9 protein-coding genes are annotated in these 15,571 nt (G+C 42.6%); 8 read left to right on the plus strand and 1 reads right to left on the minus strand.

The annotated features are described in order from the left end of the window. The first annotated feature begins 177 nt into the window (after positions 1-177). A complete protein-coding gene (locus IEE84_RS07225) occupies positions 178-810 on the plus strand; it encodes a DNA-3-methyladenine glycosylase family protein (RefSeq protein ID WP_191113664.1) in 633 nt (210 codons plus the stop codon). A 60-nt stretch (positions 811-870) separates the two neighbouring features. Here the strand turns inward: IEE84_RS07225 and IEE84_RS07230 are convergent, their stop codons facing one another. After that, positions 871-2,796 (minus strand): mechanosensitive ion channel family protein, encoded by a 1,926-nt coding sequence (locus IEE84_RS07230; protein ID WP_416383487.1) that lies wholly within the window; start codon positions 2,794-2,796, stop codon positions 871-873. A gap of 499 nt (positions 2,797-3,295) precedes the next feature. On the opposite strand from IEE84_RS07230, the gene IEE84_RS07235 reads away from it, so the two are divergent. The 7 genes from IEE84_RS07235 to IEE84_RS07265 all read left to right on the plus strand — a co-directional run bounded on the left by IEE84_RS07235 (position 3,296) and on the right by IEE84_RS07265 (position 15,516). Continuing rightward, positions 3,296-5,188 carry a TonB-dependent receptor plug domain-containing protein gene (locus tag IEE84_RS07235; protein WP_191113666.1) on the plus strand — a complete coding sequence of 631 codons (1,893 nt, stop codon included), beginning with the start codon at positions 3,296-3,298 and terminating at the stop codon, positions 5,186-5,188. Between the two features lie 348 nt (positions 5,189-5,536). Continuing rightward, positions 5,537-6,961, plus strand: coding sequence for an adenosylhomocysteinase (gene ahcY, locus IEE84_RS07240; RefSeq protein ID WP_191113667.1), 1,425 nt, complete (start codon positions 5,537-5,539; stop codon positions 6,959-6,961). Between the two features lie 13 nt (positions 6,962-6,974). Continuing rightward, positions 6,975-7,823, plus strand: coding sequence for a methylenetetrahydrofolate reductase [NAD(P)H] (metF, locus tag IEE84_RS07245; protein ID WP_191113668.1), 849 nt, complete (start codon positions 6,975-6,977; stop codon positions 7,821-7,823). Between the two features lie 360 nt (positions 7,824-8,183). Beyond that, the gene (locus IEE84_RS07250; protein ID WP_416383488.1) at positions 8,184-9,005 is read left to right on the plus strand and encodes a 16S rRNA (uracil(1498)-N(3))-methyltransferase; all 822 of its coding nucleotides are present in this window, start codon (positions 8,184-8,186) and stop codon (positions 9,003-9,005) included. A 173-nt stretch (positions 9,006-9,178) separates the two neighbouring features. Next, entirely contained in the window at positions 9,179-10,891 is a 1,713-nt protein-coding gene (locus tag IEE84_RS07255; protein WP_191113670.1) for a putative bifunctional diguanylate cyclase/phosphodiesterase, read from the plus strand. A 698-nt stretch (positions 10,892-11,589) separates the two neighbouring features. After that, positions 11,590-13,383, plus strand: a complete 1,794-nt coding sequence (locus tag IEE84_RS07260) for an acyl-CoA dehydrogenase C-terminal domain-containing protein (protein ID WP_191113671.1) — start codon at positions 11,590-11,592, stop codon at positions 13,381-13,383. Positions 13,384-13,731: 348 nt separating this feature from the next. Further along, on the plus strand, positions 13,732-15,516 hold the full coding sequence (locus tag IEE84_RS07265) for an acyl-CoA dehydrogenase C-terminal domain-containing protein (RefSeq protein ID WP_191113672.1): 1,785 nt from the start codon (positions 13,732-13,734) through the stop codon (positions 15,514-15,516). Positions 15,517-15,571: the final 55 nt, after the last annotated feature.

Here is a 15,571-nt window from a genome sequence, read left to right on the forward strand (position 1 = left end):
AAAGGACTGCTTATTTGCAGTCCTTTTTTTATCAATCATCCATGGCTCAGACATGGACTGTAACAATGCTTCCTTCAATGAACGCTCTCTTTAATGTACATTCCATTTAATGTTAGCTTCTCATTCTGCATTAATATATTGACTTGAGCTCCTTCTAATTATCAAAGCGAAATCACTATGAACATACAGACTATTGAAAGCATTAACGAACTAGAACAGCAAATTGCTGCACTGATTACCATTGAACCAAGGTTCGCCCCTGTCCATAAGCAGGTCGGCACACCTAATCTTAGGCACAACGCAGGTGGGTTTGAGCAGTTGATGAGAGCGATGGTCGGTCAGCAGTTATCAGTTGCCGCCGCTGCCAGCATTTGGAAACGGTTGGTTGATGCAGAATTAATCACTCCGCAAGCTATACGCGAGGCGACAGATGATACTTTGAAGACACAAGGATTGTCTAAGCAAAAAACTCGTTATGTGCGTTCATTAGTAGATCATGATATAGACTTTGCAGCCTTAGAAACTTTGCCAAATGAAGAAGTCATAACAACCTTGACAGCTGTGACAGGGATTGGACGTTGGACAGCTGAGATGTATTTACTATTTTCGCTAAAACGTGCAGACATACTCGCTGTCGATGATTTGGCCATTAAAGTTGCAGCCATGGAGTTATTAGGCTTAGCAGAGCGCCCAACACCCAAGCAGCTTAAAGACTTAACTCAGCACTGGTCACCTCATCGCAGTGCTGCCAGCCTATTGCTTTGGTCGTACTACGGCTCATTACGTGATAAAACCGCAGTACCTTTATAGCTAATTGAGCAAAAATAGCACTAATATTACTAAACGCCATTCGGGATAAAAAAGTCTCTTTTAAGGCTGGTTCCATATAGAAAAGCCCGACTTATTTTTAGTATGCTTAAACTTACTTTTTCTTAGCATATGACTTTTATGCTTTAGTGCCTTAAGCGCACCACTTCTGCTGACGGTCGCCATAGAGAATTTGTGGTGACTTGCAACATCATTTTTAGCCTTGTCGCTATCTTTACGAATATTAACGCCATCGTCGTTGTAATCTTTCCTGTATACGCTTGTGTTTACTTCCTTGTTATCAGACACTTCATGATTAGCAGAGTTACTACTGTTATCTGATTCATTTCCTTCTGCTGATTCATCAGTGCTACTTCCCACATGATGTTCAAGTTCAGCTTGATTAACAATCAACTGCTGAGTCGGCAATGCATGTTCTACTTTATATTTCGCGACTTTCTTTAATATATCGACAAACAAAGCGTTTTGTTTGTCATAGAACTCAATGATACCAATAGCATTCACATAAGCTTGCAACTGAATAACATAGCAATCTTGGCGCAGCTCCAAAATATTGACCTGATTCCATTCTTGATTGGTCAAATCATGCTCTTTTATAAATTCATCCAAGTCATTAACCATTTTGAATATTACGTCAAGATCAGCGGTACGCTTAATATATAAGTAGTGGAAAAAACGAAACATATCGCGAGAGGTAAAGTTTTCGATCTGCATCGATGAAAAGTCACCATTTGGTACCGTAACAATCGTCCGCGACAAGGTCCGTACACGCGATGAGCGAATACCAATGTCGATAACTGTCCCTTCGTAAGTACCAAACTTACAATAGTCACCGATACGCACAGGTGAATCTGCGACGACGACGACACTACCAACTAAGTTTTCAATCGTCTTTTGCGCACCAAGGGCCAACGCCAAACCACCCACACCCAGTGCGGCAATACCAGTGGTCAAATCAAAACCCAAATTGCCAAAAATAACAATCACTGCAAATATCAGTAATAGCGCTTTGACGACCTTACGCAGCAGTCCCAAAATTGAGACTCGCTCAGTATAGTTTTTCTTGTAGCTCAGATTTACCGCTCGAGTAAATATCGCATCGATCACTCGTAATAGTAACCAAGTCAGCGCCAACCAAGAGGCTATATCCGTAAAGCGATTGACTGGCTCACGTAGTGTTACCGATACGCCTGCATAAACCATCACCTCTGATAGTATCAATGCCATAATGACCACAGAGAGTGGCAATATTACTTTGTTAGGTAACGGCAATGGCGTACCACGCAAATACGGATAAACAATCCTTAATAAGTGGTATAGCAACCATACCGCGACATAAGTAAGTACAAAGCTAGTCACAATCATGGTGAGCGCGGCGACCAAATCAGCTAGTTGATAACCGAAAAGCTTTTTGCCATCTAAAGAATCAACCGTATAGCGCGAGACTAAGGTCGGCTCAGTATTCTCTATCACTTCTGGTACTGAGGTCAGCGTATCGCTAGAGAATTGCCAATATTGTTCGTTCTGTTTTGAGACTACCCTTTCTAGCAATAGCGGAACACTTCGCTCCCCGATATTAATCACACCGACATTTTCTTGGCTAGGTGGCAGTTGGTCAGTTAGATTACCCTCAGGTGAATTGCTAATCTGTAGATCCGGCTGAAAACGCCCCCCGGCATCCAGTGCTTGTTTGAACTGACGCACAACGGTCGTTGGGTTATCGGACTTAGATAAGTTGAGATAATTACTTGCCAGCAAATAATCATTTTCACCCAGCGCACTGATAAACCCTTGTACCGTATGACGCGGTGTATCTCGACCAAATGAGTCAGGCAATGGCGTACTTACTGTCTCTCCACTACTGTCATTACCCACTCCAAGCGCACCAGCCTCAACAGCATAAGCATTATTTGGCAAGGCAATACTCAACAGCATAGTCAGTAATAGCATTGCGACTATAAATGGCATTTTAGTAATAGCAGAGAATAAATTAGGCGAAGGACTGGGAGTCAGATTATGCTTGATAGACAAAACAAACCTCTTAGTTTAAAAATGGCACGATAAATGACAGGTGACGTCCATACTATAGTAACAATTATTTATAACAGCAGTGCTTTTGATTACGCAATTTTGTAGCTAACTGTATTGATATTTGGTTTCTTACTCTATGTGCGCTTCTAATATAGTAGGTATTTTTAAGGATAGGTTTCTCCTATAAAACTAAGAAGATGCTCATAGAATGTTTAGGTAAATTAATTTTTAATAAACTATTTAGCAAACTAACATGAATACCATTCAGCCTACCCTGAATAAACATTAGGTTAAAGTAGTTTATAAAGCGGGTTAATTTGTAGATAATGAGCGCAGTTTTGCTTATATACTGTTTTTTGTAACTTTTGACCCCTTTTACGTCATAATAGTTACCTCTCATTTCTGCATTTTTAACTTGATTACTTTGGAATCGACTATGTCTGTAACACGTGCATCTTCACGTACCTATCTTCGTTTAAGTATTTTGAGCGCGCTTGGTTTACTTGCAGTAAATACTGCAATGGCAGCTACCTCTGAAAACACTTCCATCAACGATAGCAATTTGCCACAAGTTGAGCTTGATGAAATTGTCGTAACAGCCACTCGCACACCTACTAAGACAAGCAATGTAATTGCGCAAACACGAGTAATTAATAAAGAAGAGTTACAACGTTATCAAGGTCAAACTGTTTTGGACGTACTCAAACGTCAGCCAGGCATTGCTTTTAAACAAAACGGTGGTCTTGGCGCTTCTTCAAACTTTTATATGCGCGGCTACGATAGCAAACAAGTCCTCGTATTGATTGATGGTATACGTTATAGCTCAGTCAGTGCTGGAGGCGCCGCTTTAAACTTGCTACCTGCTGATCAAATTGATCGAATTGAAGTTCTCTATGGTGCATCAGGTTCTAGCATCTATGGTGCGGATGCGATGGGCGGTGTGATTCAAGTATTCACTAAAGGCAGCAATATAGATCGAAGTAGCATGTCAGTTACCGCGGGTATCGGCTCAAACGATCATTACGTATATGGTGCAAGCGCACAACTTGCCAATACTAATGGTACTACATTAAGTCTTTCAGCCAGTCACAACGAAACAGATGGTATCAATGCGACCCGACCAGATCCCAGTAATCAAAACGACCCTTATAACAAAGACGCTGATGGTTTTGAGAGCGACAGTGTAAGCCTAGCAGTCAATCAGCGTTTTGGCGATACGTTACTGACAGGTGCTAGTATCTTGTATAGTAAATCCACTACTGAATATGACGACGGTATTTTTGAAGACGTTCATGCTGATCAAGAAAACGGCGCAGCGCAAGCTTATGTCGACTGGCAATATATGCCTGATGCCTCTGTTAAGATCCAATATGGTCACTCTGTTGATAAAAGTGAGTCTTATGCTAAGTATCCGAACGTATTCGATGGTACTCAAGACCAGATTAGCTTAGTTGGTAAAAACAAGCTGCTAGCTGGTGAAGCTGTTTATGGTCTCGAATACCTCACTCAAGACTTAGACAGTACGGCTTACAGTATTGATGACCGTAATGTCAAAAGTGCCTTTGCTGGCTATGTCGTCGCCAATGACCGCTTTGATGCCCAAGCTAACCTACGCTACGATGATGACTCACGTTATGGTGATGAAACCACCTATAATTTGGGCGGTGCGATGCATCTTAGTCCTAATTTTCGTGTTGGTGCGAGCTATGCTAAAGGCTTCCGCGCACCTGTCTTTAATGATTTAAGTCCTGCATATGGTGGCGATCTTAACCTTAATCCTGAGACTAGCGACAACTATGAAGTATTTGCTCAGTACGATAGCACTCGGCACAGCACACGTCTGACAGGTTATCGCAGTGATGTGGATAATTTAATTGCTTACTCTAATTTCAAAGCAAAGAATATCAATAGCGCTAAGATTGAAGGCATATCATTAACCTCTGACTGGGAAATGAACGACTATCTGTTTGGCGGCAGCTATGACTACCAGAAGGCAGAAGACAGTAGTGGCGGAAGTGATGATAGCAACTCTCTTCCCTACCGTCCTGAACACAAGGGCTTGGTATATGTCGGATACCGTCTGCCAAGTTTAGATATACGCGCTGAATATCAGTATGTAGGGGACTATTACAGCAGAATTACCAATACTGACTCTCAATTTGTAGACAACTATGGATTGCTGAACATCAGTGGTAACTACAAACTTACTGATAATTTGTCTATGACTGCACGTCTAAACAACATCACTAACGAAGATTATATAACAGATATTGGCTATAATACTGACGGTATTAACTACTTTACCTCTCTAACCTACAACTGGTACTAATTTTGGCTGAGTAGTATCAAAAAACATTAAAACAAAAAAGGTCATCAGTCGATGGCCTTTTTTATGGCTATAGATTCCTGTTTGAGGTTTTGTTTGTCTAAGGCATCAGCTATTTATCTCAGTCAATAGGTGACAATTAACCACTCATCTATTACAATAACGACCTCCGAGAGGTGTTGCGCCATAACAGTGATTTACTGCATTAACATTCTATAGTTATGCAATCACAGGTTATGTTAGGCTCGGTTAACTGTCGAGAGTCCATGTTTTTGGTCACTCACAGCGCAAACAACGGCACCTGCGTTTTTATTCTTTTTATCATTCGTTAACCACTGATAGGAGCATATTATGGACGCAGTGTCTACTACACCATCTGCCCATACGATCGATCCCTCTTTCACTGACTACAAAGTCGCTGACATCAGCCTTGCTGATTACGGCCGCCGTGAAATCACCCTTGCTGAAGCCGAAATGCCTGCCCTAATGGGCTTGCGTCGTCGCTACGAAGCCGACCAACCGCTTAAGGGCGCAAAAATCGCTGGCTGTATCCACATGACTATTCAGACTGCCGTACTTATCGAGACATTAGTCGCGCTAGGTGCTGAAGTACGCTGGACATCATGTAACATCTTCTCAACTCAAGACCATGCTGCTGCTGCGATTGCTGCTGCTGGTATCTCTGTTTATGCTTGGAAAGGCGAAACAGAAGAAGAGTATGAATGGTGCCTACGTCAGCAAGTACATGTTGGCGGCGAAGCGTCAGGCCAACTTTGGGATGCTAACTTAATCTTGGATGATGGCGGTGATTTGACCGCTTTGATTCACAGCGATTATGCAGAGCTGCTTGATAACATCCATGGTATCTCAGAAGAAACCACTACTGGCGTTCATCGCTTGGTTGAGATGCTTGGTAAAGGTACACTTAAAGTACCAGCCATCAACGTCAACGATGCAGTTACCAAGTCTAAAAATGACAACAAATACGGCTGCCGTCATAGCTTAAACGATGCTATTAAACGCGCTACCGATATGTTCCTTGCTGGTCGCCGCGCTTTAGTTATCGGTTATGGCGATGTAGGTAAAGGTTCTACACAAAGCTTACGCCAAGAGGGCATGATCGTACGTGTTTCAGAAGTTGACCCTATCTGTGCTATGCAGGCATGTATGGACGGCTTTGAAGTCTTATCACCATACATCGACGGTGACAATACTGGCGGCGCAGCCAGCATCAACAAGCGCTTGCTTGAAGACACTGATATGATCGTCACCACGACTGGTAACTATCACGTTTGTGACCGTCATATGCTAGCAGCCCTTAAGCCTGGTGCTGTGGTATGTAACATCGGTCACTTTGATACAGAAATCGACACACAGTTTATGCGTGACAACTGGCGCTGGGTTGAGATCAAGCCACAAGTTCATCAAATCTTCCGCTCAGACGATGAGAACGATTATTTGATCTTGCTTGCTGAAGGTCGCCTAGTGAACCTAGGTAACGCAACTGGTCACCCATCACGCGTGATGGACGGCTCATTTGCCAACCAAGTATTGGCTCAAATGTATCTGTTCGAAGAAAAATTTGCTGACTTGCCAGCTGACCAACGTACTGACAACCTATACGTAAAAGTACTGCCTAAAAAGTTAGACGAAGAAGTGGCCGCTGCGATGGTTGCAGGCTTTAACGGTACGCTAACCAAGCTGACCCAAAAGCAAGCTGAGTATTTGGGTGTGCCAGTTGAAGGTCCATTCAAGCCTGACGCTTATAAATACTAAAAGGAGCCTGACTGTGAGTAAGCCTGCTTTCTCCTTTGAGTTCTTTCCTGCAAAGACCGAGCAAGGTCACGAAAAGCTTCTCAGCACTTATGATGAGCTTAATAAGTTGTCACCAGCTTATTTTTCGGTAACTTACGGTGCGGGCGGTTCAACCCGTAGCCGCACCTTAGATATCGTACAGGCACTAAGTGCGCGTGGTACCACTGAAATCGCGCCGCACCTGTCTTGTATTGGTGATGATAAAAGTGAAATCGCTGAATTGCTCGAGTATTATAAGACTTTAGGTATTAGACGTTTAGTAGCGCTACGCGGCGACTTGCCATCAGGTCAGGTGGGCATGGGTGAGCTACCATTTGCGGTAGATTTGGTAAAGTACATTCGTGAGCATTCAGGTGATCACTTCCATATCGAAGTGGCCTCCTACCCTGAAATGCACCCACAAGCGCGTAGCTTTGAGTTTGATATCGATAATCTGGTAAATAAATACCAAGCTGGTGCCAATGCGTCGATTACTCAGTTTTTTTACAACGCTGACAGCTATCTGTACTTGCGTGATAAGTTAGAGAAACGCGGTATTGATACGGTAGCTCAGCCTTTGGTCGCTGGTATCATGCCAATTACCAATTCAAGCAATCTCTTGCGTTTTGCTGATAGCTGTGGTGCTGATATTCCGCGCTATGTACGTAAGCAGTTGACGGATTTTGGTGACGATAGTAAGGCTATTCGCGAGTTTGGATTTGATGTGGTTTATCGCTTGTGTGAACGCTTGATTGCCGAGGGCGTACCTGCCATGCATTTTTATAGCATGAACAAAGTTGAGCCAAACAAACGCTTGGTAGAAGCATTGGGATTGACTGCTTAAATTTGTAAGCATTCTAAAATATTCCTTAATTATTCCTGAATACATTATTAATAACTGGCGCTTCTAGGAGCGCCAGTTTTTTATTGTCAAAATTTTGACCAATAACCCTTTACCGTTTTATTCATACACTTTATCTTATTTGATTTTTAAAAATTTCTTCACTGTGTAATAATGCTGCTCTAAAAATAATTATCTTTATTAAGAAAAATTCTCATAAAACAAATGTCATTAATTGTCTCAAGTGATATTCTATAGATCTAATAATAACTATACTCAATCAAATAATAGGAATAAGACCACGTGCGACGTTTTTTTTATGCCGTTAACAACGACAATGCTGATGCCTCAGCACTACCTAAATTGGGTGAGTTGCCACTAGGTAGCAATGTCGAATTACCCGATAGTGTTGTCCATCACTGGTGCCGTGTACTACGAGCCCATATTGGTGATCAAGGGGTTTTGTTCGATGGATTTGGCGGCGAATATACAGTAAAGCTACAGGCAATCAGTAAAAAAAATGCCACTGCTACTTTGCTTACACATATAGACGACGATCGTACGCCGCCTACTATCACTCAGATTGGTTTGGTAATGAGCCGCGGTGAGCGTATGGACTATGCTATTCAAAAAGCAACTGAGCTTGGGGTGACTGCTATTCAGTTGCTCAGCAGCCACCATGGTGAAGTCACATTGAAACCCGCTCAAGTTGAAAAGAAACTGGCACATTGGCAACAAGTAGCGATTGCCGCTTGTGAACAATGTGGTCTTAATCGTCCGCCTCTTATTCTTGCGCCACAATCTATCAATGAATGGCTAAGCAATACCAATTCTGAGGCTATGGCTACTGGCGTTACGAAGGCGCAAATGGCCGTCAGTTCTATCGTTTCTGTGCTTAGTCATGATCCTTACTACCAAGTATTAGCAAACGCTGCAGATCTATGTATGCAAATGAGTGTACCAGCAGCAGGACAGCCTGCCATGCCTAACGCTCTATCTGATATTCTTAAACAACAGACCCCTTATATCAAACTGTTGATCGGGCCTGAGGGAGGTCTGAGTCAAGATGAATGTCAGCAGGCACAGAGTGTTGGATTTGAGCCTTGGCAGATCGGCACAAGAGTCTTGCGTACCGAGACTGCACCAGTGGTAGCGTTAGCTACTTTACATGCCTTAAGCACCTAGTAAAGACTGATAAGTACTAGTATGACTATCGTAGTTTTTATCTTTTATGCTTATAGTCAAAAATAACGTCTGTTCTGTATCGTACATAGTAAAACGCGATGCCAACTCAATGTTAATAAATTGATAATGCAGTTCTTATTTCTATAAGCCCTTATCTTTTGTGAGCCACTATTATGAGCAATTTTGACACTATTCCAGTATCAATCAAGCAGCAGTTGATGAGTACGCTATGTGAACAGCTTGAAGACGCCATATTTGTATTAGATGATAATTTACGTTATTTAGCGGTTAATGCCAGTTATGAGCTTATGATTGGCTACAAAGAAGAGTTCTTAGTTGGTCGGCCACTTGGTATTTATGCTGCTAAGTTTTTATCAGAAGCAGAGCAGCTGATCTTGAAAGACATCAGTAAAAACCTAGACAGTCATGGATTTTACGAACTTGATTTTGCGATGATTAATCGTTATGGCGAGCCTATTGATTGCCATGTCACTTATCGCAAGATTTATGTCGAACAGACGGCCTACCATGTCGGTATGCTGCGTGACATGTCATCCGTTATCAAAGACCAAAAACAGGTCGCGCATTTACTCAACTATGATCAGCTCACAGGTCTCCCTAACCGCAAGGTATTTTTGAGTCAGACAAGCGACATGCTATTAGATAGTTATCAAGAGGTTGTCCTTGTACGCTTAAATATTGATCGTTATCGCAATCTTGCCAGCCTACTAGGGCCTGATGGTGCCAATGACTTAATAAAAAACTTTGTAAAAGGAGTCGAAAAGCTCAAACTGCATAATTTACGCTCTTTTTCTCACTTTGGTGGTGATGATTTTGCGCTACTGTTTGAAGTTAAAGATGCCAATATGGTACGTCATCAACTAGACACACTCATGCAAATGTGTGAACGCCCCTTCTCTACTGATAAGAGCCATGCAACAGATACAAATATCTATTACCATATTTCTGTGGGTGTCAGCTGTTTTCCAAAAGATGATAACGAAGTAACCGGTTTATTGACCAAAGCAGAAAAAGCATTGGACTATGTCAAGCAGCACGGTGGCGATGATATACGTTGGTACGATGAGGCCATTGAAAGCGCCACCGCTGGTAGTTTAGAGCTAGAGTCTGAGCTTAGAACGGCTACCCTTGAAGGTCAATTCGTTCCTTATTATCAGCCAAAGTTCTCATTGGAGACTGGTGCTATCACAGGTTTTGAAGCATTGGTACGTTGGCAACACCCTACTCGCGGATTGCTCAAGCCCGTTCATTTTATCAATGCCATTATCGCGCACAAGCTCTCCTTTGATTTGTTTTCGCAACTGGCCATTAAAATTGTCAAACAACTAGCCATTTGGCAACAGCAAGGGTTTCATCAACACGTCTGTATCAACGCTGATGCCGCGGAATTTAGCCACCCTGACTTCTTTGATATGGTAAGCACACTACTGACCGAGAATGACGTTGCTGCCAATCAATTGCACATTGAAGTGACCGAGTCGTCGTTGATTCAGCGTCATGATAATGTAAAAAAACAGCTTAACTCGCTTAGAGAGCTTGGCGTACGTCTAGCGCTCGATGATTTCGGTACTGGTTATGCATCATTAAGCTACTTACAAGAATACCCATTTGATTTTATCAAGATTGATAAGAGCTTTATCTCCAATATTGAAACCGATCGTACCCAGCACGCGATTGTAAAAGCCATTTTAGACTTAGCAGTCGCTTTAGACATGCAAGTCGTTGCTGAAGGTATCGAAACTGAGCAGCAGCGCGATGTGTTGTTAGATATGGGGTGCAAAATTGGTCAGGGCTATTGGTTTAGCAAACCCGTGGCTGCTGATGTTGCCACTGCGATGCTGCTTAAACAAAATGCTTCTGAGTAAACGCTAAGCTATTCGTTATAAGTTATTAATCATAAACTACTATAGTCATCCACTATAAAATTATTACAGCGTTAACCTCGCTTGAAGTATCACATATACATCTGCACTCGGTTGCCTTGTACTACTTTTAAACTGAATCGACTATATGTTAAGACTCCTAGCATACGAGCATGTTTGATGTTTATCACGTTTATATCTGTGAAATAACTTACATTCCCGGTTCTACCAAATAGTGTTGTCATTTATACCGATGCGTTTGTCTTTATGGCGAACGTTATTTTTTTGGCTGTCGTTTTGTCACGTTAATACTAATCATATAAAGGACTATCTGTCTTAGTAACGTTAGGGTTTTCATATGCTTAATGCTGCTGTTTCCTAGCGCCTAACGTCGATTGCATAACCGATGCAAGATAGGTTCATGACTTATCAGTCCTGTCACCAAACTTGTATAATCACCTATGAAAGCCTATCTTTTATAGTGAATTTGTTAGAGCACATTTATTCTCTCATTGACTCTGACAATCACCACTCTTTTTAACACTATTTTATGTAATCGATAGCATGGTTGACCTGCTTTACTGTTTATCTTTTATTTAGATTTTCAGATTGGCTAGGTAAGAATAACGCACTAGAGGATAGTGCGACCATATGCTCATTATTGGCTATGATCGGTTACATTCCAAAAAGGACAGGAAGTTATGCAATACAAAGCGCCCTTACGTGATATCCAATTCGTTATGCATGAACTACTCGATAGTGAAAGCCACTACAAAACTTTGCCTGCGTTCCAAGAAGCTGACCGCGAGCTAATGGACAGCCTATTTGAAATGGCTGCAAGCTTTGCTGAAAACGAACTGTCACCATTGAACCAAAGCGGTGATGCTGAAGGCTGTAAGTTTGACAATGGTAAGGTCACCACGCCAAAAGGCTTTAAAGAAGCTTATGATGCGTATTGTGAGCTTGGCTTCCCTGCTTTATCTGCTGAAGAAGATTTTGGCGGTCAAAACATGCCGTTCTCATTGTCTACTGTCATCAATGAAATGGTTGGTACGGCTAACTGGTCATTTTCTATGTACCCTGGCCTATCACATGGTGCTATCCAAACCATCGAGCATCATGGTACTGACGAGCAAAAGCAAACCTATTTAGAAAAAATGGTTACTGGCGAATGGTCAGGCACCATGTGTCTTACTGAAGCACATGCGGGTTCTGACTTGGGTATTATTCGTACCAAAGCTGAGCCTAAAGAAGATGGTAGCTATAGCATCACTGGTCAAAAGATTTTCATCTCTGCCGGTGAGCATGATCTAACCAGCAACATCATCCACATTGTATTGGCTCGTCTACCAGGCGCGCCTGCTGGTACTAAAGGTATCTCATTGTTTATCGTCCCTAAAATGACGGTCAACGCAGATGGTAGCATTGGCGAAAGCAACAATGTCGTTTGTGGCTCTATCGAACACAAAATGGGTATCAAAGCCTCTGCAACTTGTGTCATGAACTTCGATGGCGCAACAGGTTACTTGATTGGACCTGAAAACCGCGGCCTACAGTGCATGTTCACCTTCATGAACGTGGCACGTATCGGTACTGCTGTGCAAGGTTTGACTGCAGCAGAGTATGCATTCCAAGGTTCATTGACTTATGCAAAAGACCGCTTAGCAATGCGTTCACTATCAGGTACGAAAGCACCAGAAAAAGCCGCTGATCCTATCATCGTACATCCAGCTGTTCGTAACATGCTATTGACTGAAAAAGCCTTTGCTGAAGGTGGTCGTGCGCTAGTTTATTATCTCTCACACTTTGCAGATACCGTTGCAAAAGGCGAAGGCGAAGAGTTGAAGTTTGCTGACCAAATGTTGTCACTACTGACACCAATTGCTAAAGCGTTCTTGACTGAAACAGGTCTAGAAGCTGCTAACCATGGTATTCAGATTTATGGTGGTCATGGTTTCGTTAGCGAATGGGGTATGGAGCAGAACGTACGTGATACGCGCATTTCTTGCTTATACGAAGGTACCACAGAGATTCAAGCGCTTGACTTACTAGGTCGTAAAGTCTTGGGTTCACAAGGTAAGCTACTTGCGAACTTTGTAAACGTTATCCAAGAATTCTGTGAAGAAAACAAAGAAAATGACGAGATGGGTCAGTTTATCCGCCCACTTGCCAAGCATCTTAAAGAATGGGGCGATTTGACTGCACGCATCGGTATGCAAGCAACTGAAACGCCAGACGCTGTTGGCGGCGCTGCGGTAGACTATATGTATTTCAGCGGTTATGTGACCTTAGCTTACTTATGGGCGCGTATGGCACTGGTTGCTCAGACTGCTATCGCAAACGGTACTGGCGAAAAAGGATTCTATGACGCTAAAGTTAAAACGGCTCAGTTCTACTTTGCTAAGCTATTGCCACGTACTACTACGCACGTACAGCGTATCAGCACTGGTGTAGAACCATACATGAGCATGGACGTTGATCAGTTTGCCTTTTAATTAAAGCGCTAAACTTCGCAATCGTATAGTCTTGAGCGGCAATATACTTCGGTGTGTTGCCGCTTTGTTTTGCGGATGCTTATGACGACTATCAACATAGTTTTGACTATAGCAACTGTCTATAAGTACCGACCTGTCTACCTTCTCACATTATAGTTATCAGCGAGGTGTCTATAAGTACTTCAATAGCCGTTGCTAACTTTTGGTGTACGCACAATTCACGAAGAAATACACTCGCTCACAAGCTTATTTGTTAAACTTTGATTATTAATCGCTAAGGTTATACCAAAAGAACAGTTGATAATCTTAACAACTTCAATTTTAATTATTTGAACCAAAGGAATGTTTATGGCTGTTTACAATGCCCCTCTTAATGACATGCGCTTTATCTTAAATGACGTATTCAAGGCGCCAGAGTTTTGGCAAAACAACGAAAACTTGGCTCATGTCGACATGGAAACTGTCGATATGATTTTAGAAGAAATGGGAAAACTGTCAAAAAACATTCTACTACCTATTAACCGTAGCGGTGATGAAGAAGGCGCAACTTTCGAAGGTGATGGCGTCGTCACTACGCCGACAGGATTTAAAGAAGCCTATAAGCAATATGCTGAGTCAGGCTGGGTTGGTTTAAGCGGTAATGCTGAATACGGTGGTCAGGGCTTCCCTAAAATGGTTACTATGCTCACCGAAGAGATGGTTTTCACTGCCAACCAATCATTTGCCCTGTATCCAAACCTAACAGTCGGTGCGACACTTTGTTTAAATGCAGCTGGCTCTGAAGAGCAAAAGCAAACTTATTTAGAAAAAATGTACAGCGGCGAATGGGCGGGCACCATGTGCTTGACAGAGCCACATGCTGGTACTGATTTGGGTATTATCAAAACCAAAGCCGTGCCTAATGGTGACGGTAGCTATGATATTTCTGGTACCAAAATCTTTATCACTGGTGGTGAGCACGACCTTACTGACAACATCATTCATTTGGTATTGGCAAAAACACCTAATGCACCAGAAGGCTCAAAAGGTATCTCACTATTTGTCGTACCAAAATTCTTGGTAAATGCAGATGGTAGCTTAGGCGAGCGCAACACATTAGCTGTCGGTTCTATCGAACACAAAATGGGTATCAAAGCCTCTGCGACTTGTGTCATGAACTTTGATAATGCTAAAGGCTGGATGGTTGGCGCGGAAAACACTGGTCTATCATCAATGTTCATCATGATGAACTATGAGCGTGTCACTATGGGCTTGCAAGGCCTTGGTGGTTCTGAGCTTGCCTATCAAAATGCAGCATTATATGCCAATGATCGCGGTCAAGGCCGTAGCGATACCCAGCTACAAAGCCCAGAAAAACCTGCTGATGCTATTATTCATCATGCTGACGTCCGTCGTATGCTATTGAACGCCAAAGTAAACACTGAAGCGTCGCGCTGTTTTGCGATGTACGTTGCCAAAAATCTTGATGAAGAGAAGTTTAGTACCGATCCTGAGTCAGCCAAAGCGGCTGCAGCTCGTGTTGCTCTACTGACACCAGTTGCTAAAGCGTTCCTGACTGATAAAGCACTAGAAGCAACTGTTGATTGTCAGCAAGTCTTTGGGGGTCATGGCTATATCCGTGAATGGGGTATGGAGCAGATCGTTCGTGATACACGTATTGCCCAGATTTATGAAGGTACCAACGGTATTCAAGCGCTTGACTTGTTAGGTCGTAAAGTTGCGCGTAACAACGGTAAGTACGTCACTCATTTCTTGGGTGAGATTCGTGACTTTGTTAACAACATGCAAGCAGACCACGCTATCAAACAAGCTACGTTAAATGCAGCAGATACCATTGAAGAGCTAACCACCACTGTGCTTAACAACATCGGCGAACGCAAAAACGAAATCAATGGCTGTGCGGTTGACTACATGCATGCGTTTGGCTACCTCGCCTACTCGTACATGTTTGCGTTGATGGTAGAAGCCGCTAATGGCAAAGAAGGCGAGTTTTATACCAATAAAGCCAAGCTTGCGGACTACTTTGTCGGCCGTGTCCTACCGCGTATCGATGCTCATGCACAAATGGTCAAAGCTGGTAGTGACCCAATGATGAACTTTGATCTTGCTTATTTCGACGTTCCTGCAAGCTAAGCTAGCTTTAAAACTAACCTAAAATACCTTGATTAAAAGGACAGTCGTGTTACTG

The organism is Psychrobacter sp. 28M-43 (assembly GCF_014770435.1).
Lineage (GTDB): Bacteria > Pseudomonadota > Gammaproteobacteria > Pseudomonadales > Moraxellaceae > Psychrobacter.

What these genes read in the sequence shown, in the direction of transcription:
- IEE84_RS07225 (WP_191113664.1), top strand. Translation starts at nt 178, where the DNA reads ATGAACATACAGACTATTGAAAGCATTAACGAACTAGAACAGCAAATT.
- IEE84_RS07230 (WP_416383487.1), bottom strand. Translation starts at nt 2,796, where the DNA reads ATGCCATTTATAGTCGCAATGCTATTACTGACTATGCTGTTGAGTATT.
- IEE84_RS07235 (WP_191113666.1), top strand. Translation starts at nt 3,296, where the DNA reads ATGTCTGTAACACGTGCATCTTCACGTACCTATCTTCGTTTAAGTATT.
- ahcY (WP_191113667.1), top strand. Translation starts at nt 5,537, where the DNA reads ATGGACGCAGTGTCTACTACACCATCTGCCCATACGATCGATCCCTCT.
- IEE84_RS07255 (WP_191113670.1), top strand. Translation starts at nt 9,179, where the DNA reads ATGAGCAATTTTGACACTATTCCAGTATCAATCAAGCAGCAGTTGATG.
- IEE84_RS07260 (WP_191113671.1), top strand. Translation starts at nt 11,590, where the DNA reads ATGCAATACAAAGCGCCCTTACGTGATATCCAATTCGTTATGCATGAA.
- IEE84_RS07265 (WP_191113672.1), top strand. Translation starts at nt 13,732, where the DNA reads ATGGCTGTTTACAATGCCCCTCTTAATGACATGCGCTTTATCTTAAAT.